Raw genomic sequence first — 22,483 nt, 5'->3', positions numbered from 1 at the left:
TGTGTTTATGAGCGAAATTCCCGTTATTGCTATTTTTGATGTTGGAAAAACCAACAAAAAACTGTTTCTCTTTGATGAACAGTACAGGATCATCTTTGAGCGCACCGCCCGTTTTACGGAAACCGTGGATGAAGATGGCGCGCCCTGTGAAAACCTGGAAAGCCTCCGGCTTTCCGTATTTGATTCCCTGCGGGAAGTATTCAGCAGAAAAGATGTAACGATCAAAGCCATCAATTTTTCAACGTATGGCGCAAGCCTCGTATACATCGATGAAGAAGGGCGCCCATTAACTCCATTGTACAACTACCTGAAAGAATATCCGGAGACTTTAAGTCAGCAGTTCTACGGCAATTACGGTGGCAAAACCGCTTTCTCCGTGCAAACGGCGTCGCCGGTATTGGGAAGCCTCAATTCCGGTATGCAGTTGTACCGGCTGAAATATGAGCAACCCGAAGTATTCAGTCGCATGAAGTATGCATTGCACCTGCCGCAATACATGAGCTTCCTGCTGTCGGGTGTTGCCTGCTCAGATATCACCAGCATTGGCTGTCATACCAACCTGTGGGATTTTAAACAAAACAATTATCATTCGTGGTTAATAAAGGAAGGGGTGCTGGAAAAGCTGGCGCCTCTTTTTTCTTCGGGAGAAGTAATGCCCGCGGCCTTTCCGGGCAACAGCTACGCAGTAGGTACTGGTCTGCATGACAGCTCCGCCGCACTGATTCCATACCTGGTAAATTTTCATGAACCTTTTGTACTGATATCTACCGGCACCTGGTGTATCAGCTTAAATCCATTTAATGATACGCCGCTTACACCGGAAGAACTGGAAGCGGATTGTTTATGTTATATGTCTTTCCAAGGCAAGCCGGTAAAGGCTTCCCGGCTGTTTGCCGGTTACGAGCACGAACAACAGGTAAAGCGTATTGCAACACATTTTGATCAGCATACCGGCAGGTATCGTGGAGTAGAGTACGATGGAAACATCATCCGCCAGCTGAAGGAAAGAAATAAACAGGATGCGCCGCAGCTGGAAGCCGACAAACAACGGATGCAGGCATCTGTATTCGGGCAGCGGGATCTGGATAGTTTTTCTTCGGATACAGAAGCCTATCATCAGCTGATGCTGGATATCGCCAATCAGCAATATATCGCCACCAGCAGGGTACTGAAAGGAGCCCGTGTAAAACGTATATTCGTTGACGGTGGATTCAGCAAAAATGCCATCTATATGAATCTGCTGGCTGCACTGTTTCCTGATATTGAAATCTTTGCCGCCTCCATGGCGCAGGCTACTGCGATGGGAGCCGCACTGGCCATCCATTCCGCCTGGAACAGCAAGTCCATGCCCAACGACCTGATAGAACTGAAATATTATTCGGTGACACATGATGCTACTTTATGAAGTTTTGATTATCATTACTGCCAATAAATAAACTTATGCGTGCCCTCTTTATCCTGCTCTTCAGCTTCGTTACCATTGTTGCCAACGCGCAAACCATAATGCCTTTATATAATGGTCTTCCTCCCGGCGGAATTGCCGCACCGGATGAGGAAGTAACTGACAAGGACAATAACCGCACAAATACCAGTGTACCTACTTTAACGGCTTACCTGCCGCCCAAAGACAAAGCTACCGGCACAGCGGTGCTGATTTGCCCCGGTGGTGGCTACCGTGCAGTAGTGCTGCAGCGGGAAGGTCTCAATATCGCCGAATACTTTGTAAAGCAGGGCATCGCTGCCTTTGTACTCAAATACCGCCTGCCGGATGATAAGATCATGCAGGATAAAAGTACCGGCCCTTTGCAGGATGCGCAGGAAGCCATGAAAATGATCCGGGCGCATGCCGCTGAATGGAACATCGATAATAATCGTGTAGGCATTATGGGTTTCTCTGCCGGTGGGCACCTCGCTTCCACAACAGGTACGCACTTCAATAAACCGGTGCTGGCCGCCAATGCCGGCATCAATGTGCGCCCCGATTTTATGATCCTGGTATACCCGGTGATCAGCATGGAAAAGAACCTCGCACATCCCGGTTCCCGTTTGCGGCTGCTCGGCAGTCAACCGGGAGAAGAAGCTATAAGGAATTACTCGAACGACCGGCAGGTAACGCCTCAAACACCGCCAACTATCCTCTTTCATACCGGCGATGATACTGTAGTAGATGTAGATAACAGCCTGGTGTTTTACCAGGCCCTGCGCCATCAGCACGTGCCAGCGGAAATGCATATTTACCCCGAAGGCAACCACGGCTTTGTATTGAAGCTGCCGGTAGATGTATGGATGCAGATCACCATGAAGTGGCTTGGTAGAATGGGCATGCTCAACCCCGGTAATCCTTTACTACAGGGAGGTCCAGGACAGTTATACTGATAACGTTTTTTACTTTGGGAAATACCGCAATGGGTTCGTTGGCGGATAGCAGGCCGGCAACCGGGTGCCTGTCACTATAACTTTTACGGTTAAACGAATTTTCAAATACTATGATAAGAAAATATGCTGCCGCTGTATTGCTGTTAACCGCTGCATTAACTGCCAGCGGACAACAAACGCCTTTGCAGCGTGGTTTTATAACGCCACCAGACAGTACAAAGCTAAGTGTATACTGGTATTGGATGAGTGATAATATTTCACAGGATGGGGTAAGGCAGGATGTGAAAGCTATGGCGAAAGTAGGCATTGGCCGGGCTTTTATCGGTAATATAGGTTATCCGAAAGAAGAGGTTCCTTACGGAAAGGTAAAGCTGTTTTCCGATGAATGGTGGAAGGTAACACGAACGGCTATACGCACTGCCACTGAAAAAGGACTGGATATCGGCTTGTTCAACAGCCCCGGCTGGAGCCAAAGTGGCGGCCCCTGGATAAAGCCATCACAATCGATGCGCTACCTCGCCGGCGAAGAAATTACTGTTCATGGTCCACAGGAATATAACCAGCAACTACCGCCAGGACCTGCTGATTTTCAGACGGTGGCTGTAATGGCTTTCCCGGTGCCAGGCGGCGATGGAGATGATATTGGGAAACATACGCCACACATCACTTCTAACATCGCATTCCGGGATATTGAAAAACTGACAGACGGAAATACTACCGAGGAAGTAATTGTTACCACGCCTGTTGCCCGCCCAATACCCGCGCACATCGATCTGGAGGTAACCGGCGACTTCACTGCACGAAGCCTCATCATTTACCCGGCCCAAAAACCTTTCAAAGCACAATTTGAACTGCAGGTGAAAGAAGGGGACATCTGGCGAACAATGAAGAGCTTTGAGTTGGACCGCAGTAACCCGCAAAATAATGTAGGCTTTAAACCGTATGCACCAGTCGCCGTTTCCTTTAATGCCACCACCGGCAGGCAGTTCCGGCTGTTGATCAGCGAAGGCAATCCTTCGCTGGCAGAAGTAAAGCTGCTTTCGGCGCCACGCATCGAACGCTTTGAAGAAAAGCAGCTGGCCAAAATGTTCCAGACACCACTGCCGCTATGGAACGAATATCAGTGGCCACCCGAGCCGGAAATATCCGGCGCCGGTTTGATCATCGATCCCACCAAAGCAATTAATCTCACTAAAAATTTATCCGCCAACGGTACGCTTACATGGAAGGTGCCTGCGGGCGATTGGCTGGTGGTGCGCTATGGCATGCTGCCCACCGGCGTCACCAATGGTCCTGCTTCACCGGAAGGAACCGGGTTGGAAATAGATAAGATCAGCGATAAATGGTCGCAGTACCACTACGATGCCTTTGTAGGTAAGATCCGCAAAAGCATTCCCGAAGCAGAGCGTACTTCATTGAAGTGGGTAGTGGCAGACAGCTACGAAACCGGTTCGCAAAACTGGACCGATGATATGGCGGAAGATTTCCAAAAACAATATGGCTACGATCCGCTACCATGGCTGCCGGTATTATCCGGAAGGGTAGTGGGCTCGCCTGATCAGTCGGACCGCTTCCTCTGGGACCTGCGCCGCCTAATTGCCGACCGCGTGGCTTATAAATATGTAGCCGGTTTGCGCAAAGCCAGTCATAAAGATGGTTTGAAGCTATGGCTGGAAAACTATGGCCACTGGGGCTTCCCATCAGAGTTTTTGAAGTACGGTGGCCAGTCGGATGAAATAGGCGGTGAATTCTGGAACGAAGGAACACTGGGCAATATCGAGTGCCGGGCTGCTTCTTCCGCGGCGCATATTTATGGTAAAACAAGAGTGGCTGCCGAGTCTTTTACCGCCGGTGGTAATACATACGGTCGCTATCCCGCGTTGCTGAAGCGCCGTGGCGACTGGTCCTTCACCGAAGGGATCAATCACAGCCTCCTGCATGTATTTATTGAACAGCCCTATGATGATCGCGAACCCGGTGTAAACGCAGGTTTTGGGACAGAGTTTAACAGGAAGAATACCTGGTTTTACCAGGGGAAAGCATTTATAGATTATATCAGGAGATGTAATTTCCTCTTACAACAAGGCAAAACAGTAAATGATATTGCTTACTTCATCGGGGAAGATGCGCCTAAAATGACTGGTGTAAGAAATCCTGAACTGCCCAAAGGATACTCCTATGACTACATCAATGCGGAAGTAATCCTGGAGCGCCTGCATGTAAAGGATGGCAGGCTGGTATTACCAGACGGTATGAGCTATCGTTTGCTGGTACTGCCGCAACTCGAAACCATGCGGCCGGAGCTGCTGGAGAAAATTGCGCAGCTGGTAAAGGAAGGCGCCACCATCCTGGGACCCGCGCCCAAACGCTCTCCGAGCTTACAGCAATACCCGGCGGCAGATACCAAAGTACAGCAGCTGGCCACGGAGCTGTGGGGCCATGGCCAGGAGCGCCAAAGGAAATATGGCAAAGGACAGGTGCTCAGCGGGATGGACATGCCGCAGGCATTGAACATCCTGCAGTTACCCGCGGATGTGGCACAACTGCCGGAACAGGTGTTGTATACCCATCGCAGTACTGCAGATGGACAAATATATTTTGTTACCAACCAGTCGGACCAAAACATCACATTATCGCCTGCCTTCCGTGTGCAGGGTAAACAACCGGAATGGTGGGATGCTGTGACCGGCGAAACCCGCGACCTGAAGGAGTTTACACCACAGCCAGCACATACCGTAGTGCCGTTAACGTTAGCCCCTTACCAAAGCGGTTTTGTAGTATTCCGTAAGAAGGCGGCGGCAACAGGCAAAGGAGTTAATTTCCCCGGGGCAATCACCTTAACCCAATTACAGGGGCCATGGAAAGTGAGTTTTGATGCGGCAAAGCGTGGCCCCGCTCAACCGGTGATTTTTGACCAGCTGACAGATTGGAGTACCCACACCAATGAACAGATCCGTAATTATTCCGGTACCGCTGTTTATGAAATTACTTTTAAGGCAGATGAACTGCCGGCGGAATCCACACCATACCTGGATCTTGGCGCCGTGAGTGTAATGGCGGATGTAACCCTGAACGGGGTGCCGCTGGGCAACGTATGGACAGCGCCTTACCGGGTAAATGTAAAACAGGCACTGAAAAAAGAAGAGAATAAACTAACAGTAACGGTAGTAAATACCTGGGTAAACCGCCTTATAGGAGATAGCAAACTACCTGCTGCCGAAAGGAAAACATGGAGTAACGTGAACCCATATACGCCGAAAGATGCTTATCAGGCTTCCGGCCTGATGGGTCCTGTAAAACTCATCGCAGTAAAATATTAATTACATTCAAAGGAACCTGATCACATGAAAATATATAACCGGATCTTAGAGGTAGCCATCATAATGCTATGTGCCGTTTCTTCCCGGGCCCAGCTGCCGCCGGTATTCGACAGCAGCCGTATGGCTACAGTCCAGGCAACAGCTACCGTACGGCGCTATTTATCTCCCGAAAAAATTATATGGCAAACACCTAATGCAGGTACAAATATTATCAATGCACAACGCTTTCTGCTGGCAGGCAACGGACAAGCCGACCTGGCAAATCAAAACATGTGTGTGCTGAAAAGCACAGCCACCGTGCATCCTGCCTTGCTGTTCGATTTTGGGAAAGAATTGCATGGCGGCTTGCAACTGGTTACCGGGATGTATAAAACCGGTAAGCCGGTAAAGTTGCGGATACGCTTTGGTGAATCCGTGAGTGAAGCGATGAGCGATATTGAACCGGGAAAGAATGCCACCAATGATCACGCCATGCGCGATATGATAGTGGAAGTGCCATGGCTGGGCAAGCTGGAAGTAGGCAACACCGGTTTCCGTTTTGTGCGTATTGATCTGTTGGATGATAATACGGAGCTGCAACTCAAAGAGGTAAGGGCCATCTTCATATACCGCGATCTGCCTTACCTGGGCTCTTTTAAATGCAGTGATACGTTACTGAACCAGATCTGGATGACGGGCGCATACACCGTTCATCTGAACATGCAGGACTATTTATGGGATGGCATTAAACGCGACCGCCTCGTATGGATCGGCGATATGCACCCCGAAACCTCTGCTATCAGTGCAGTTTTCGGGTATAACGACGTGGTGCCAAAGAGCCTGGACCTTTCACGCGATATAACGCCGCTGCCGCAGTATATGAATGGCATGGTGTCGTATTCCATGTGGTGGGTACTTATTCAGCGCGACTGGTACCTGCACACCGGTAATCTTACTTATCTGCAACAGCAGGCCGGGTACCTGAAAGGATTACTGGATCATCTCTCAAAGAAAATAGATGCCAATAATAGTGAAGACCTGCACGACGGCACACGTTTCCTCGACTGGCCCTCCAGCGAAAACAAACCTGGCATCCATGCAGGACTACAGGCAATGATGATCATGACCCTGGATGCCGGCGCCGCATTGAGCAAGGTACTGAAGGATGACGCTACCGTGAAGAAGTGCGAAGCCGCTATTGCCCGGCTGAAGCAAAATGTACCCGATGCCAATGGCTCCAAACAGGCCGCCGCCTTAATGGCATTGTCAGGTTTGGCGCCCGCAAAAAAGATGAACGATGAAATTATCGGCGTTGGTGGCGTAAAGGATTATTCCACTTTCTATGGATACTATATGCTACAGGCAAAGGCCAAAGCGGGCGATTACCAGGGAGGGCTAAACGATATCCGGACCTATTGGGGCGCTATGCTGAAGCTGGGCGCCACTACGTTCTGGGAGGACTTTAACATGGACTGGCTTCCCAATGCTTCCCGCATTGATGAGATAATGCCTGCCGGGCAAAAAGATATTCACGGCGATTATGGTGCTTATTGTTATAAAGGTTTCCGTCATAGTTTATGTCATGGATGGGCCTCCGGGCCAACTCCATGGCTGACGGAACACGTACTTGGTATCTCCGTGATAGAGCCGGGGTGTAAGGTGATTAAAGTAGCGCCCCATCTTGGGGATCTGCAATTTGCAGAGGGAACTTTTCCCACGCCTTATGGTATTGTAACGGTGAAGCATACACGCCTGGCGAACGGGAAGATTAAATCAACGATTAACGCGCCTGCGCAGGTAAGAGTGATCAGGGAATAAGTTTGTTTTTTTACTGAAGAAAAAAAAGAACGGCGCTCATAGCAGGCCGTTCTTTTTTATGTATAGTGCTGAATGTATTTACACTACCGGATGTATCCAGGGGCTTCTGTACGGTCTTTCTAACAAGGCCGTAGCCGCCGGATCGCCGGTGATAATCCGTTTTTGCGGATCATAAACTACAGGGCGTCCTGTTTGCATGGATATGTTGGCGAGGATACAGCTGGCGGTGGAAATATGCCCTTCTTCTATATCAGCAACCGGCCTGCTGCCATTTTTGATGGCGCCCAGGAAGTCCAGCATATGCAGGCGGGTGGCCGGCGCGGCATTCAGTTCAATAGCGGGTTCCGTCAGGTCTTCCGGGTACTTTTCCTTTTCAAATACTACATCTTTATGGATAGGAGTGCCGTTGCCTTCAGGGATAAAGTCGTACGACATAGTGCTGGCGGCAAGGGTACCTTTCTCTCCATACAATTTAAAAGACCAGGGGTATTTGGGATCAGCAGCTGTTCCCCAGGTGCGGTGTTGCCACACACAGTTTAGTCCGTCGTATTCAAAAATCGCTGATTGGGTATCTGATATATTCGACTTGCCTTCTTTCTGTACGTAGATCCCGCCGGTGGAGCTGATGCGTTTAGGCCAACCGAGTTGCAGCATCCAGCGCACGGTGTCGAACATATGCACGCACATATCGCCCATGATGCCATTGCCATATTCCATAAAGGTGCGCCACCAGCGTACATGAGGCAATCCGTCGTATGGCCGCAGGGGAGCGGGGCCGGTCCACATTTCATAGTCGAAGTATTCCGGCACCGCCTGCACGGGCGGATTGCCATTGTTGCGCATGTGATAGTAGCAGCACATTTCCACATGCGATATTTTGCCGAGCAACCCGGCATCAACAATATTCTTTTTAGCATCAATAAGGTGTGGCGTGCTTTTCCGCTGGGTACCCACCTGCACCACCCGGTTATATTTGCGGGCGGCGGCCACCATGGCTTCACCTTCTATTACATCCACGCTGATAGGTTTTTGTACATACACATTGGCGCCGGCTTTGAGTGCATCAATGGTTTGCAGGGCATGCCAGTGGTCAGGGGTGCCTATCAATACGATGTCGAGTTCATTTTCGGATAACAGTTTACGGTAGTCGGCATACAGACGCGGTGTTTCACCGGAGGCCTGCCGTTTGCGCACCATCTCTGCAGCGGCTTGCAGCATATTTTTATCTACATCGCAAAGCGCCACTACTTTTACGGGCGCTACCTGGATAAGCCGGAATAAATCGCTTTTACCATACCATCCTGTACCTATCAGCGCTACCCGCAAAGGTTTTGCCGGGTTAATAAAATCAAGCGCACTGGCGCCGATGGCAGAAAGCGCGAGCGAAGCCGTGGCCCCCTTCAGGAAACGGCGACGGTTAATGTTGAAATTCTCCATAGCGTGGAATAATTAAATAAGGTTTACAGAACTATAGGAGAGAAAGATAAGAATTCAGCCGAAGAAATTATAGCCTGTGCCTAATATATTGGACACAGCTGAAAGCTACGGGTTAATGCGTATTTTTGCGCCTCTTTAAACCGGACACCTTTAATTTTCTCTGATGAAGCCTTTTGCAGGTTTATTTGATTTCTCGCAGCAGCCCGATTATAAATCGGAGATATTGGCCGGGCTCACCGTAGCCATGACCATGATCCCCGAATCCCTGTCCTTTGCCATACTGGCGGGATTTCCGCCGTTGGTGGGGTTGTATGCGGCTTTTATCATGGGATTGGTCACCGCTGTTTTTGGCGGCAGGCCAGGCATGGTATCCGGCGGTGCAGGGGCTACGGCGGTGGTGCTGATTGCGCTGATGCAGTCGCACGGACTGGAATATGTATTCGCGGCGGTGCTGCTGGCAGGTGGATTGCAGTTGCTGGTGGGCGTATTTAAACTGGGCAAATTTATCAGGCTGGTGCCACAGCCGGTGATGTACGGATTTGTGAACGGACTGGCAGTGATCATTTTTATATCGCAGTTCCGGCAATTTAAAACGATGGTGGGCGGGGAACTGGTATGGATGAGCGGAAATCCGCTGTGGACCATGATCGGGCTGGTAGCATTGACTATCGCCGTAGTCCTTTTCTTTCCAAAAATAACAAAAAAAATACCCGCCTCCCTGGTGGCAATTATTGTAGTGTTTGCGGTAGTGCTGGCATTGGGCATTTCAACCAGGACGGTGAAAGATATTGCCGCGGTGAGTGGTGGTTTCCCGCCATTCCACTTCCCGCAGGTACCCTTTACTTTTGATACGTTACAGGTAATATTTCCCTATGCGTTGATCATGGCAGGAGTGGGGCTTACCGAGAGTTTGCTGACCTTAAACCTGGTGGATGAAATGACCGGCACGAGGGGGAACAGCAACCGGGAAGCGATGGCGCAGGGCAGTGCCAATATGCTCAATGGGGTTTTCTTTGGCATGGGTGGTTGCGCCATGATTGCACAAACATTTGTAAATCTTTCTGCGGGTGCAAAACTACGACTGTCGGGGATTATAGCATCGTTGACAATCCTGGCGGTGGTGCTTTTCGGCGCGCCGGTGATTGAGCGTTTGCCAATGGCGGCGTTAACCGGTGTGATGTTGATGGTGGCGATCTCTACTTTTGAGTGGGCCAGCTTCCGGATTATTAATAAAATGCCAAAGGCAGATATTTTTGTGGGAATACTGGTGGCGGCAATTACGGTGTGGTTGCACAACCTGGCGCTGGCAGTGCTGATAGGCGTAATTATTTCAGCGCTGGTGTTTGCGTGGGAAAGCGCCAAACGCATCCGTGCGCGGAAGTATACAGATGAACAGGGCGTTAAACACTATGAAATTTATGGCCCTTTGTTTTTTGGATCGGTGGCAGCGTTTAATGAAAAATTTGACGTGATTAATGACCCGGCGGAAGTGGTGATTGATTTTAAAGACAGCCGTATTGCAGATATGAGCGGTATTGAAGCCTTGAATAAATTAACAGCGCGCTATCAACAGGCCGGTAAAACGCTGCATTTACGGCACCTGAGCCCGGATTGCCGGCAGTTGCTGAAAGATGCAGCGGGTGTGATTGAAGTAAATATTATTGAAGATCCAGGGTATATGGTGGCGGTGAAATAAACAGGCTATTCATCTGCGTGTCTTTTCAGAATGTTGTCGATCATCGGTTTAAGGGTGTTGTATTCTTCTGTGGTAAAACCCATGCTGCAACTGATCTTTTCAGGGATGTCCGCTGCTTCCTGTTGCAGTTGCCGGCCGGTAGCGGTTAAATGAATATTCACGATACGTTCATCTTCCTTGCTGCGTACACGTTTGATAAGTTTTTTTATTTCCAGCCGTTTCAGTAAGGGCGTTAATGTGCCGGAATCCAGCATCAGCTGCTGTCCCAGCGCTTTTACAGACAAGATATCATGTTCCCACAGCGCGAGCATAACGAGGTACTGCGGGTAAGTGAGATCCAATGTGCCAAGCAAAGGCTGGTAATGTGAAGTTACCAGCCTTGACAGGGCATAAAATGAGAAGCAAAGTTGATTTGATAATTTCAGTTGTTTCAAAGTAGCTTATTTAGCAACACAAAATTACGCCAATGTTTCCATTAAAATCCGGGCTACGGCTTCAGAGGAGCCTGGATTCTGGCCGGTGATGAGCAATCCGTCCTTCAGCGCATAAGAGTGCCAGTCCTGACCTTTGCTGTAAATACCTCCCAGTTTCTTTAACTCATCTTCTAACAGGAACGGCACTACGTTGGTTAGCTGTACCGCTTCTTCTTCCGTATTACTGAAACCCGTTACTTCTTTTCCTTTCACCAATGGCGCACCATCCTGGTCCTTTACTTTGAGCAGGGCAGCAGGAGCGTGGCATACAAATGCAACAGGTTTATGCTGACGGTAGAATGTTTCAATCAGTGCAATGGAGCTGAGATCATTGTGAAGATCCCACATGGGGCCGTGGCCGCCGGGATAGAATACTGCATCATAGTCGGATGCATCTGCTTCGTTTAGCTTAAGGGTAGCAGCGAGCTTTTGCTGTAACGCCTCATCGCGTTTGAAGCGGGTGGTAGCTTCCGTCTGGAATTCGGGCAGCTCACTTTTAGGATCAATAGGCGGTTGTCCGCCTTTTGGGGAAGCCAGTGTAACTTCAGCTCCTGCATCCGCCAGCACATAATAGGGGGCAGCAAATTCTTCTACCCAGAAACCGGTTTTATGGCCGGTATTACCCAGTTCGCTGTGGGATGTCAGTACGATTAATACTTTCATGAGATGGAGTTTAGATCAATGCTAATTCTACTTCAATATTACCACGGGTAGCATTTGAGTAAGGACATACGTGATGGGCTTTTTCCAGCAGTTCCTGTGCCAGTTTTGGTTCCACATCCGGAATCGCTACCAGTAGCTTTACTGATAACCCATAACCGCCGTTATTGTTCTTGCCAAGGCTAACTTCTGCATTTACCTGTGTGGTGCCTGCGGTTACCTTCTGGGTCCTGATCACCAGGTTGAGGGCGCTGTCGAAACACGCAGCATAGCCTGCTGCAAACAGTTGTTCAGGGTTGGTATACGCACCGCCGCTGCCGCCGAGTTCCTTTGGCATTCTTACTTCCAGGTCCAGTACGCCGTCTGATGAGGTTACATGTCCGTTTCTTCCGCCGGTGGCGGTAGCGTGTGCCGTGTATAATTTTTCGATCTTTTCCATGAGTATTTTATATTTATTGTGTAAAATTAGATTGTGTACAATTAAAATCCAAATTTATTTTGGGGAAGAGTAACGAATCTACTTTTTAACACCTTCGCCCAGTTCTCCCCATCACATTCCACCACCCCGTTTCCCATCTCCCGAAAAAAAAAATATACACGTTAAAAAAATATTCCTTTACTTTGCGTCATAATGACGTAAACAAAATTTATACCCTGCACTTGTGCAATGGAACTGTTAACCCCGCCAACATTCCTGCGCCCCGGTGAAATACTAAAACAAATTCGCTCATCATGAAGTACGATAACAACTGGCTGATCGCAAAGTATCAGGCCAAAGAAAAAATAAAATTCTTATTCTTCTGGGGACATCGCCCATCTGCGGATGGCAGCGTTACCCAAAGCTGTTTCAGTCAGTGGTGGCACGCGCCTTTCACAGTGGATGGCATCACCTATAAAACGGCAGAACACTGGATGATGGCGGGTAAAGCCAGGTTGTTCAACGATGATGTAACCCTGCAGCGGATCCTGCTGGTGAACACACCGGATGAAGCTAAAAAGCTGGGCCGACAAGTGAAGAGCTTCGACGCCGCTACCTGGGACGCACATAAATTTGACCTGGTCGTGAATGGAAATCATCATAAATTTTCACAACACCCGGCATTAAAAACTTTTTTACTCAATACACATGAACGTATCCTGGTAGAAGCCAGCCCAATGGACCGTATATGGGGCATTGGTATGGCTGCCTCCAATGAACATGTGGAAAATCCCCTGCAATGGCGCGGTCATAACCTGCTCGGTTACGCGCTCATGGTAGTACGGGACCAACTTAAATAACATGAACAACAAATCTATCAGTAAACTACTGAGCTTTATTCTCCGGCATAGTCCGGATACCATACAACTTACGCTCGATGCCCACGGCTGGGCAAATGTGAACACGCTCCTGCAGCAATGCAAAGCAAACGGTCATCATTTCACGATGGAAGAACTGGAAAGCGTTGTGGCGGAAAATGACAAGCAACGTTTTTCTTTCAATGAAAGCAAAACAATGATCCGTGCCAACCAGGGACATTCCCTGGAAGTATCGCTGAACCTGCCACCAGCCACACCGCCGGAATTTCTTTACCATGGCACCGTAGCAAGGTTTTTGGAACAGATACGTACAACCGGGTTACAGAAAATGAGCCGGCAGCATGTACATCTTACCAACGACAGGGCCACCGCAGAGAAAGTAGGCAGCAGGAGAGGGGTACCGCATATCCTCACCATCCGCAGCGGCGATATGCATAGAGACGGCATACTGTTCTACGTCTCCGATAACGGTGTATGGCTTACGGATGAAGTGCCTGTAAAGTATATCCAATAAATGTTATCTTGTGAAGATGTCAGGTGAATTGATCTGGAGAAATATTACTTTGCAGCACGCCAATAATTACAAACCTATATGTCTAAAAAGCTCTATCAACACATTGATAAAACAATCCTGAAAGGATTACCAAATCCTTCAAAGGAAAAATATGAGATGAAGATAAAGGTGCCGGAGTTCACTTTCCTCGGCGTACAGGAGCAACCCGATTTTGCGAAGCTCTACATCACTTTTTATCCAAAAAATAAGATCATAGAACTGAAGTCGCTGAAACTTTATGTATATCATTTGCGTGATATCATTGTATCGTACGAGCGACTCATCAATATCATTTATGATCATATGATGGAAGTGTATGAAGCTGATCGCCTGCGTATCACGCTCATCTGCAATCCCAGGGGTGGTATCAGTTCCAAGCTGGTGATAGATTCCGACTGGAAAGACAGGGGAGGCACTGAGCGTTTTAAAGATTATCCTGAACGGGATGAAGAGTGGGGCATCCTCATGTAATTGTTAAAAACAATCTGACGAAGCCCGCCCGTTGTGCGGGCTTTGTTTTTTTATCAGTATTTTTGAAAAAATAATCATTATGTCTATCACTACAGAAGCAGAACTCGATGGCATGAAAAGAGTGAGTGAAGCAGTAGCCGTTACGCTGAAGGAAATGAGGAATTATGCCAGGCCGGGTATGACCGCCAAAGAAATAGATGAATATGGAGGAGAGATATTAAATGCATTAGGTGCTAAATCGGCGCCGAAGCTGACCTATGGCTTCCCGGGCTGGACCTGTATCAGCGTGAACAATGAAATTGCACATGGCATTCCATCCGACAAAAAAATACTGCAGGAAGGCGACCTGGTAAACATCGATGTATCTGCGGAGCTGAATGGCTACTGGTCAGACAATGGCGGTTCATTTGTGCTCGGCGAAGATATTCATCAGCACCAGGCACTGGTAAGCGCATCAAAGGCTATTCTTTATAAAGCCATCCAGTATATCAAAGGTGGCACACGGGTGGCAGACGTAGGCAAACTGATAGAAACAGAAGCAAGGAAATCTGGCTACACCGTGATCCGCAACCTCGCCGGACATGGCGTTGGCAGAAGCCTCCATGAATCGCCGGATGATATCCTCAACTGTTATGTCCGTTTTAACCGCACCCGTTTTAAAAACAATTCCGTAGTAGCGATAGAAACCTTTATCTCCACCGTTTCATCCTTCGCAAATCAAAGTAACGATGGCTGGACACTGGTTGGAAACAAAGGCGGTTTTGTAGCGCAGCACGAACACACCATCGTGGTTACTGACCGCGAACCGGTGATCCTTACCGCTGCCAATGAAATATGGAACTAAGCTTATTTCAGTTGTAATGTTACCGCGCGGATATTTTTCCGGTCGTCGGTATACGTGATATGCACCAAACCATCTGCGGTGGCGATAATGGCTGGATAGCTGTATTCGCCGCCTGCACGTTTCTCCAGCTGATACACATCTTTCCAGGTAATACCGTCTTTTGAAATGGCCAGCCGCAGCTCATTGCGGCCGTCAGACCAGTCCCTTCCGCCTTTCGTAGGGTTATATACCAACGCCATCGCGCCGTTGGGAAGGGTTACCGCATCAATGCCTGAATTGGGATTGGGCAGTTTCAGTGCGGTAACGGGTGTCCAGCTGGCGCCCTGGTCGTTCGACCAGCTCGTGGCAATTACATGCTGCCGGCTGCGGAACAGCAACTGGAGCCGTCCATCGCGGTGGGTAAGTATAGTCGGCTGAATAACGCCGAACGTGTCGCAATCTATAACCACCTTTTGCCATTGATGTCCTGTGCTGTCGCTGATTTCCATATGCGATACCCAGTGGTTGCCCTTTACACTTTCTGTGCTGGAAGGGTGCAGCAGCCGTCCATCCGGGAGTTGTATACATTTGTTTTTAATAGGGCCTAACATGCCCTCCGGTAGTTTTTCGGGAGATGACCAACTGCTGCCGTCATCACTGCTGTAGCGGGCCATGCCCCACCACTCCCGTGGATTTGGACCCACTTTATAAAACAGGCAAAGTAAACCGGCCCGGGTACGGAACAGTACCGGGTTCCAGCAGGGATAGCGAAGCGTGTCGTTAATAATACCATCTGCCAGCTTTACGGGCGCCTGCCATTTGCCGGCGGTAAAGCGCGACGACCAGATCTCCACATTTTTACTTCCTTCCTCATCGCCGCCAAACCAGGCGCTGAGCAAATCCCCGGAAGACAACGCCGCAATGGTAGACGCATGACTGGATGGCGTAACCGGCACCGGCATAATGAGCTCATTACGCACAGGCAATGCTTTGGTTTGTGCTTTGGCCGGGAAATACAGGACTGCCGGCAATAACAAAGAAAGATAAAAACGCATAGGTGCTGAGGTATGTTTAAGTTGTTAAAATAAGGAATGCACGGGGATTATCATAAAGATTGGTAAATTTGCCGCCTTATGTCATTATATACAACAAAGGGAACCGTTACCATCACCTGTAACAAACGCCTGACACCTTACCTGGAGCAGGAAGTAAAAGATCTGGGTTTTACTGTAGACGAAACATTCGTTACCGGTGTGCGGTTGAATGCCTCTCTCAATGAGTGTATCCGCCTTAACCTGAACCTGCGTTGCGGCAGCCAGGTGCTGTACAGCCTGAAACAATTTGAAGCAATCGACGGCGACGAAATATACAATCAGCTGAAATCCTATCCCTGGGAAACGATCCTTCCGGAAGATGGTTACTTCTCCATCACCAGCAATGTGCAGAATGAAACGATCAACAACAGCATGTTTGCCAACTTAAGGGTAAAGGATGCAGTAGTGGACCGTATGCGGGAAAAAACAGGCAAGCGTCCATCCACTGGTGCGGAGCTTACCGGTGCAGTAATCCACCTGTTCTGGAAAAATGAAAATGCTGAAATATTTGTAGATACTACCGGCGACTCGCTCGCGCGGCATGGATACCGTAAAATACCTGGCCGCGCTCCGATGCTGGAAGCATTGGCGGCATCTACCATCCTGGCTTCCCGCTGGGACCGTAAAGCGCCTTTCATCAACCCGATGTGTGGTTCCGGCACCGTTGCCATTGAAGCCGCATTAATCGCTACCAATAGCCGTCCCGGTCTTTTCCGCGATAACTATGCCTTTATGCACCTCCGTGGCTTTGATGAAAATGTGTACCTCGATGAAAGAGGACTGCTGGAAAAACAGATCGTGGAAGTACCGGAGCTGCGCATTATCGCTACCGATCTGAGCGAAATGGCGATTGTAAACGCCCGTAAAAATGCAAAGGCTGCCGGTGTGGAAGATATGATTGAATTCCGCGTATGCGATTTCGCCAGCACAGAAGTGCCGGAAGGCGCTGCCGGCGTAGTATACATGAACCCCGAATACGGATTGCGCCTTGGAGAAATTGAAGCGCTGGAGGAAACATATGGCCGTATCGGTGATTTTATGAAGCAGCAATGCGGTGGTTACTTTGGATACGTGTTCACCGGGAACCTGGAACTGGCTAAGAAGATAGGTCTTAAAGCCAAACGCAGGATAGAGTTTTACAACAGTACGATCGATTGCCGCCTGCTGGAATACGAGCTGTATGCCGGTACCCGCGACGCGCGTAAACTGTAAATGATAGTGCCGGCGGGGTATGGAAGCCCTGCCCGCTTTTCGTTTATCCGTTAACGAAAGACATAAAAAAAAAACGCTGCCTATAAAGCAGCGTTCATAAAATAAAGCGTTTTATACTTACACTACCTCACTCACGTTAATCGGTCTTGAGAAACTCTCTTCCAGTGAAATAATCGTTTCCGTTCTTTCTATTCCCTTTATATGCTGCAGATCGTCCTGCAATATTTTACGCAGCTCCCCGCTGTCTTTGCAAATGATTTCTGCAAACATGCTGTAAGAACCGGTGGTATAGTTCAGTCTCACGATCTGCGGAATTTTTAACAGCTGCTTAGCAACGTTTTCATACAATGAACTTTTCTCCAGGTAAATACCAATAAACGCCAGTACATCATACCCGATAGCACGCAGGTTAACCTGTAAACGGGTGCCTTTGATCACACCCATTTCATGCAGTTTCTTGATGCGGACGTGGATAGTGCCGCCGGACACAAAGAGCTTCTTACCCAACTCTGCATAGGAGATACCGGCGTCAGTGGACATTTCCGAAATGATCTGTAAGTCTAATTTGTCAATATTTAATGGTTGACTCATTTTGGTGATGCGATTTAGAATATTTTCTAAAAATAGGTATTTTTTTGAAATAATCGCAAAAATTATCCCGGTGCTGATCCTCAATAAATTCACGGCCCGGGCAGGCGCAAAACGATATTCGCTTTTTTTGATTAAATTAATGGAGGAGTTCATAAAACACTATCCATGAAGGAAGACGTCACGAGTAGAACCGCGCAATATATGGCCCTATTCCGGGCGCTGGAAACCACCCGCTCGCGGGACCAGCGGTTGTTCACCGATAAATTCGCATCCTGGTTCCTGGACAGCAGGCTGAAAATGGGCGTGTGGCTTTGCCGGATACCAGGCTGGCGTTCTTTCGCCGAATGGATTATCCGGAAGAAGATCCCCGGCGCTTTATCCTCCGGCATCGCCCGCACAAAGTATATCGACGACCTCCTGCTGCAGGCGGTGGATAACGGCGCCCAGCAGGTGTATATTCTAGGCGCTGGTTTTGATACACGCGGACTGCGGCTTCCTTTTCTGCGCCAGCTGAAAGTGGTGGAAATCGATCATCCCAATACGGCCGCCTATAAGCTGGCAAAATTACGCGCACATAAACTGCCAGCCAAAGTATACTATTACCAGATAGATTTTAACCGGCAAAGCCTCGACCAGCTGAGCGCACTGAATAACTTTGATTTTACGGTGCCCACCGCCATTATCTGGGAGGGCGTAACCAATTACCTGAACAAGGAAGCGATCGACAGCACCTTTGCGTTCCTGCAGCGGTTCGAACCCGGTTCCAGGGTTATTTTTACCTATGTACACCAGGCCGTACTGGATAACCCTTCGGCATTTTATGGTGGCGAAAAACTGCTCAAAGACGTAGCAGAGCTGGAAGAACAATGGACATTTGGTTTTGAACCGGCAGCATTACCCGCATACCTTCGCCAATATAACTTTCGCCTGCTGGAAGACCTCGGCGCCAGCGAATACCGGAAACATTACTTACCCGGCCGTTCGGAAAAAGGATATGAGTTTTACAGGGTTGCCTGTGCGGAACGCATAGAAGATTAAGCGTTTATACCTTTGTGTAGGAATTCAGCTTTTCCTGCAGCAGCCGGCACAGCTCATTGAACCGCGCTGGTTTGGTAACAAAATCCGCTGCACCCAGCGATTTTGCTTTGGCTATTTCATGCTTTTCATCACTGGTGGAAAACATGATCACCGGGATATCCTTCAGGTAAGGAGTAGCTTTTATTTTTTCAAGGAAAGCAAAGCCATTCATTAATGGCATATTCATATCCACGAATATAAGGTCCGGCGTAAATGCACCGTTGCGGAGCAGGTCAAACGCTTCCTGGCCGTTACCGGCGGTGGTAAGGGTGATTTCGTCCCTGATGGTGCCAAGCGCCAGTTTAAAAAACTCCTGGTCGTCCTGATCATCGTCCACCATCAACAGCGTCGTTAATCCCCGTTTACTATTTGCGTTCATATTCATGGTAGCTGGCATATAAATGTACATCTTATTACACTTACAGACAGCCGATTGTTAAAAGAGGATTGTCATTTTTTGAGCTAAACTTTTTATTGGGTGTCTTGTTGTTCTAATGAAGCCTGTAGATACATAAAACAAATTTTATGAAAGCAATTATCAAATCCATGCTGGTGGGCATAGTGCTATTATGGGGCGCGTGTGGTACCACCGTGCATATGACAGGAACCTGGAAAGCCCCGGAAGCCCCTGCAGAAGGGTATCATAATATACTGGTGGCCTCACTTACTTCCAATGTGGGAGCGCAGCAGGTGGTGGAAACCCAGATGGCGGCAGCCCTTCAGAAACGGGGTGCTGTAGCCGGGAAAGGACTGGACCTGTTTCCTCCTAAATTCAATCCGCTAACAGAAAAAGATAAAAGCGCTGCTACGCAGAAAATGCAGGATGCAGGGTACACCGCCGTATTAACCACCTCATTGGTTAATAAGGAATCCCAAACGAGATATGTGCCAGGCACCGTTTCCTATGCTCCTTATCCTGCATACGGCTGGTATGGCCGCTTCTGGGGATATTATGGCTATATGTACGGCTCGGTGTATGCTCCGGGCTATTACACCACCGATAAAAGATATTTCCTGGAAAGTAACCTGTATGACCTGAAACAGGACGGAAAGCTGGTATGGTCGGGTCAGTCGGAAACCTATAATCCGAATAGCCTCGAGTCATTTGCCAAAGCCTTTGCTACCCAGGTGTCTGATGCGCTGGAAAATGGAGGGTTATTGAAAAGATGATCAGTGACTGTTGTCGTAATAAGTATAGTCTTTTTCAATTTTCCCATCATCTATGGTGAATACGGTGCAGATGGGCAGTCGCCACTTTTTGCCATCAGGGCCGGTGGCTGATGAAATGAATTCTACGGTAATATGATTTTTATCTCCATATACATTCACCACTTCATCATGAATATCGGGGAATTGCTGTTGCAATTCTTTGTATTTTTGGGCGGTTTGTTCGCGGGTGCGTTGCACGGGATCCGGTCCAAAGGATGGATCAAGGAAAGTGGCGGTATCCTTATAACAGGCTGCCAGCTTTTTCCAGTCGTGTTCATTGAAAGCCTCAAAGAGATCCTTTACAATAAGGGTATTGGAATTGGCCAGGCTGATCTTGGCTCCGGGTTGTACACATCCTGCAAAAGAAAGCGCCAGTAACAGTATCAGGGAAATTTTCATGCATGATCACTTTTGAGATATTACAAATTACGAAGAAGCGCGGGAAAATGAATTTATAATTTTAATTTGCCGACTTAATTATAAATCAGTTTTTTATGGAGATGTCAGCACCCGATCCGGAAATGTTGCAACAGCTGGTAGTGATGAAAATGCCGTTTGGAAAGTATAAAGATGTGGTGCTTTGTGACCTGCCGGTGAGTTACCTGGAGTGGTTCCAGCGGAAGGGCTTCCCGAAAGGTAAGCTGGGAATGCTCCTCGAAACGATGCTGGTAATAAAAATGAACGGTCTTACCCAATTGCTCGATCCCCTGAAAAAGAAGCGATATCCTTAATGCCCGCGCAGGCGGAAATAAAAAGCGGTTGTTGCCATCAATGGAAACAACCGCCTGAACGAGGTATAATATTGGCAGTGATACTTATCAGAACCAGCTGGTGTTCTTTTCTTCTTCTTCCTGGCCACCGGTTTCAGCATCCACCGCAGCCGACACTTTGATTTCTTCAGCTACCGGGGTGTGACTAAGATCGGCTTTCAGAACGGGCTGCACGTTTTTACGGATAGCGCCTTCCACCACAGCTCCTTCTTCTATTTCCAGCACCATCGCATTCACATCGCCTTTTACCAGCGCTTTATTGCTGATATGGGCTTTGTTGGTGATATATACATCGCCATACACTTTCCCATGCACCACCAGGTCGGCAGCATATATATGCCCACGGATGCTCGCTGTTTCACTAACCACCAGCTTACCACTGGTTTTTACATCGCCTCTTACATTCCCATCAATCCGGCCGGAAACTGAAGCATCTATACTACCATTCACGGACACTGTTGCAGGAATACGAAAGGCTCCGGGAACAATTATATTTCGGAAAATATGTCTGACATTGATCACAAGTATAAATTAGAGGGTGATGGGATTAGGTGTAGCAGGAGTATGCTGTGTTACATCTTCAAAAGTAGACACAATAGAACTGGAATTACCCAGGTCAAGCCCCACGCTTCTTTGAGGTTTATTATCTGAAATTCTCAATGAATTATAAAGATAACCGATACTCATGAGCTTTTCAGGTTCAGGAGCAACTTCTACCGGAATAAAGTCACGGAATTCTTCTACAAAGGCATCTGTGAGTTCACGATAGTAAGCGCCGCCGCCCATCAGGTAAATCTTTTCACAGGTTTCAAAATCCAGATCCGTAAAATAACTGCGCATCAGCGGCGAAACCACTTCCCTGTAATACTGTGTGAGCACACCTTTACGCATATCACGCAGATCGATCCGCTTGCGGTTGGTGAAAATAGAACCCTTCATGAAAGCATCATCCACCTGGTGTTCGTTTTTCATTTCCAGATAGTGTTTCTGGTTCAGCTCACGGGTAAGGTTGTTAATGGCATAACGGATACCATGGGAACTGAAGCAGGTACGGTGAACCAATCCGTCGCCGGTGGCCATGCCGCCTTCAATAGTACCAAACCCAAAACTGATGGCAATGAAGTTGTCGAGCTGGGGTTCATTGATACTTTTCTTCAATCCTATGATACCACCCACGATTTCAGGGATCACTTCATACTTCTCAATATCGAACATGGCCTTCTTAAAAGAACCTTTGGTATTGTAAGTTTGCGTATCGTAGTCAATCAGGAAATGCCGTTTACTTAAAAACTGTTCCGCAGCGTTTTTGTAAATATTGTAAGTAGAGAAGGGGAACCCTACGGTAAGGGCAATGGGTTGTTGTACTTTATCAATGGTGTTCAGCAAAGCAGCTTTAAACAGTATTTCATAATCCTCTTCTGTGGGCGACGCATTAGTAACTCTGCCGGGATTGATCCCACCTCGTTTTGCCAGGTTGCCTACCAGGTACCAGGCTTCATCCTTTTTAATTTTTAATCCGTTGAGAAGATCCTTACTTGAATTTTCTGTGTTTCCGAATGCGGTTTCAAAAACGCTTGGGAAGCTGGTTGTTGATACTTTCATAGTGCTTTGTTATAATAACGAATGTA

Annotated in this window: 23 protein-coding genes; 13 read left to right on the top strand and 10 right to left on the bottom strand. The window is 48.2% G+C overall.

Annotation, left to right across the window (positions count from 1 at the left end; genetic code table 11):
• Positions 1 to 7: 7 nt before the first annotated feature.
• The 4 genes from QFZ51_RS19520 (at position 8) to QFZ51_RS19505 (ending at position 7,493) form a co-directional block, all read left to right on the top strand.
• Positions 8 to 1,405, top strand: coding sequence for an FGGY-family carbohydrate kinase (locus tag QFZ51_RS19520; protein WP_429048147.1), 1,398 nt, complete (start codon positions 8 to 10; stop codon positions 1,403 to 1,405).
• Between the two features lie 35 nt (positions 1,406 to 1,440).
• On the top strand, positions 1,441 to 2,376 hold the full coding sequence (locus QFZ51_RS19515; protein WP_429048146.1) for an alpha/beta hydrolase: 936 nt from the start codon (positions 1,441 to 1,443) through the stop codon (positions 2,374 to 2,376).
• Positions 2,377 to 2,486: 110 nt separating this feature from the next.
• On the top strand, positions 2,487 to 5,696 hold the full coding sequence (locus tag QFZ51_RS19510; RefSeq protein WP_429048144.1) for a glycosyl hydrolase: 3,210 nt from the start codon (positions 2,487 to 2,489) through the stop codon (positions 5,694 to 5,696).
• 24 nt (positions 5,697 to 5,720) lie between these two features.
• Positions 5,721 to 7,493, top strand: coding sequence for an alpha-L-rhamnosidase C-terminal domain-containing protein (locus QFZ51_RS19505; protein ID WP_429048143.1), 1,773 nt, complete (start codon positions 5,721 to 5,723; stop codon positions 7,491 to 7,493).
• A gap of 78 nt (positions 7,494 to 7,571) precedes the next feature.
• Here the strand turns inward: QFZ51_RS19505 and QFZ51_RS19500 are convergent, their stop codons facing one another.
• Positions 7,572 to 8,930 carry a Gfo/Idh/MocA family oxidoreductase gene (locus QFZ51_RS19500; RefSeq protein ID WP_429048141.1) on the bottom strand — a complete coding sequence of 453 codons (1,359 nt, stop codon included), beginning with the start codon at positions 8,928 to 8,930 and terminating at the stop codon, positions 7,572 to 7,574.
• A gap of 163 nt (positions 8,931 to 9,093) precedes the next feature.
• Between QFZ51_RS19500 and QFZ51_RS19495 the strand changes: the two genes are divergently transcribed.
• Positions 9,094 to 10,626: a SulP family inorganic anion transporter gene (locus QFZ51_RS19495; RefSeq protein ID WP_370910884.1), complete on the top strand. Its 1,533-nt coding sequence runs from the start codon at positions 9,094 to 9,096 to the stop codon at positions 10,624 to 10,626.
• 5 nt (positions 10,627 to 10,631) lie between these two features.
• Here QFZ51_RS19495 and QFZ51_RS19490 read toward each other — a convergent pair whose 3' ends face one another.
• From QFZ51_RS19490 to QFZ51_RS19480, 3 genes are read right to left on the bottom strand one after another with little or no spacing between them, the layout of a single operon-like run.
• On the bottom strand, positions 10,632 to 11,060 hold the full coding sequence (locus tag QFZ51_RS19490) for a MarR family winged helix-turn-helix transcriptional regulator (protein WP_429048139.1): 429 nt from the start codon (positions 11,058 to 11,060) through the stop codon (positions 10,632 to 10,634).
• 24 nt (positions 11,061 to 11,084) lie between these two features.
• Positions 11,085 to 11,762 (bottom strand): type 1 glutamine amidotransferase domain-containing protein, encoded by a 678-nt coding sequence (locus QFZ51_RS19485; RefSeq protein WP_429048137.1) that lies wholly within the window; start codon positions 11,760 to 11,762, stop codon positions 11,085 to 11,087.
• Positions 11,763 to 11,772: 10 nt separating this feature from the next.
• On the bottom strand, positions 11,773 to 12,198 hold the full coding sequence (locus QFZ51_RS19480; RefSeq protein WP_429048136.1) for an organic hydroperoxide resistance protein: 426 nt from the start codon (positions 12,196 to 12,198) through the stop codon (positions 11,773 to 11,775).
• Between the two features lie 293 nt (positions 12,199 to 12,491).
• Between QFZ51_RS19480 and QFZ51_RS19475 the strand changes: the two genes are divergently transcribed.
• The 4 genes from QFZ51_RS19475 to map all read left to right on the top strand — a co-directional run bounded on the left by QFZ51_RS19475 (position 12,492) and on the right by map (position 14,923).
• Complete coding sequence (locus QFZ51_RS19475; protein ID WP_429048135.1) at positions 12,492 to 13,037, top strand: NADAR family protein; 546 nt, start codon at positions 12,492 to 12,494, stop codon at positions 13,035 to 13,037.
• A gap of 1 nt (position 13,038) precedes the next feature.
• Positions 13,039 to 13,569: an RNA 2'-phosphotransferase gene (locus QFZ51_RS19470; protein WP_429048133.1), complete on the top strand. Its 531-nt coding sequence runs from the start codon at positions 13,039 to 13,041 to the stop codon at positions 13,567 to 13,569.
• A 78-nt stretch (positions 13,570 to 13,647) separates the two neighbouring features.
• Entirely contained in the window at positions 13,648 to 14,079 is a 432-nt protein-coding gene (locus QFZ51_RS19465) for a preQ(1) synthase (RefSeq protein ID WP_370910890.1), read from the top strand.
• Positions 14,080 to 14,158: 79 nt separating this feature from the next.
• A complete protein-coding gene (map, locus tag QFZ51_RS19460; RefSeq protein ID WP_429048132.1) occupies positions 14,159 to 14,923 on the top strand; it encodes a type I methionyl aminopeptidase in 765 nt (254 codons plus the stop codon).
• 2 nt (positions 14,924 to 14,925) lie between these two features.
• Here the strand turns inward: map and QFZ51_RS19455 are convergent, their stop codons facing one another.
• Positions 14,926 to 15,957: a sialidase family protein gene (locus tag QFZ51_RS19455; RefSeq protein ID WP_429048131.1), complete on the bottom strand. Its 1,032-nt coding sequence runs from the start codon at positions 15,955 to 15,957 to the stop codon at positions 14,926 to 14,928.
• 78 nt (positions 15,958 to 16,035) lie between these two features.
• On the opposite strand from QFZ51_RS19455, the gene QFZ51_RS19450 reads away from it, so the two are divergent.
• Entirely contained in the window at positions 16,036 to 17,208 is a 1,173-nt protein-coding gene (locus tag QFZ51_RS19450; RefSeq protein WP_429048130.1) for a THUMP domain-containing class I SAM-dependent RNA methyltransferase, read from the top strand.
• Positions 17,209 to 17,325: 117 nt separating this feature from the next.
• On the opposite strand, the gene QFZ51_RS19445 is transcribed toward QFZ51_RS19450, so the two are convergent.
• Positions 17,326 to 17,799, bottom strand: coding sequence for an Lrp/AsnC ligand binding domain-containing protein (locus tag QFZ51_RS19445; protein WP_079472010.1), 474 nt, complete (start codon positions 17,797 to 17,799; stop codon positions 17,326 to 17,328).
• A 165-nt stretch (positions 17,800 to 17,964) separates the two neighbouring features.
• Here QFZ51_RS19445 and QFZ51_RS19440 point away from each other — a divergent pair, with 165 nt between their 5' ends.
• Positions 17,965 to 18,837 carry a class I SAM-dependent methyltransferase gene (locus QFZ51_RS19440; protein ID WP_429048128.1) on the top strand — a complete coding sequence of 291 codons (873 nt, stop codon included), beginning with the start codon at positions 17,965 to 17,967 and terminating at the stop codon, positions 18,835 to 18,837.
• Positions 18,838 to 18,841: 4 nt separating this feature from the next.
• Here QFZ51_RS19440 and QFZ51_RS19435 read toward each other — a convergent pair whose 3' ends face one another.
• Positions 18,842 to 19,261, bottom strand: a complete 420-nt coding sequence (locus tag QFZ51_RS19435; RefSeq protein ID WP_370910895.1) for a response regulator — start codon at positions 19,259 to 19,261, stop codon at positions 18,842 to 18,844.
• Between the two features lie 140 nt (positions 19,262 to 19,401).
• Between QFZ51_RS19435 and QFZ51_RS19430 the strand changes: the two genes are divergently transcribed.
• Positions 19,402 to 20,046: a hypothetical protein gene (locus QFZ51_RS19430; RefSeq protein WP_429048126.1), complete on the top strand. Its 645-nt coding sequence runs from the start codon at positions 19,402 to 19,404 to the stop codon at positions 20,044 to 20,046.
• On the opposite strand, the gene QFZ51_RS19425 is transcribed toward QFZ51_RS19430, so the two are convergent.
• The gene (locus QFZ51_RS19425) at positions 20,047 to 20,484 is read right to left on the bottom strand and encodes a nuclear transport factor 2 family protein (protein ID WP_429048124.1); all 438 of its coding nucleotides are present in this window, start codon (positions 20,482 to 20,484) and stop codon (positions 20,047 to 20,049) included.
• A 95-nt stretch (positions 20,485 to 20,579) separates the two neighbouring features.
• Between QFZ51_RS19425 and QFZ51_RS19420 the strand changes: the two genes are divergently transcribed.
• Entirely contained in the window at positions 20,580 to 20,816 is a 237-nt protein-coding gene (locus tag QFZ51_RS19420) for a DUF3820 family protein (protein ID WP_370910897.1), read from the top strand.
• 87 nt (positions 20,817 to 20,903) lie between these two features.
• Here the strand turns inward: QFZ51_RS19420 and QFZ51_RS19415 are convergent, their stop codons facing one another.
• Positions 20,904 to 21,377, bottom strand: a complete 474-nt coding sequence (locus QFZ51_RS19415; protein WP_370910898.1) for a bactofilin family protein — start codon at positions 21,375 to 21,377, stop codon at positions 20,904 to 20,906.
• A gap of 9 nt (positions 21,378 to 21,386) precedes the next feature.
• On the bottom strand, positions 21,387 to 22,457 hold the full coding sequence (locus QFZ51_RS19410) for a hypothetical protein (protein ID WP_429048123.1): 1,071 nt from the start codon (positions 22,455 to 22,457) through the stop codon (positions 21,387 to 21,389).
• Positions 22,458 to 22,483 lie beyond the last annotated feature (26 nt).

This window comes from Chitinophaga sp. W3I9, assembly GCF_050434025.1.
Taxonomy (GTDB): Bacteria; Bacteroidota; Bacteroidia; order Chitinophagales; family Chitinophagaceae; genus Chitinophaga.
This window is presented reverse-complemented; position numbering and strand designations above follow the sequence as displayed.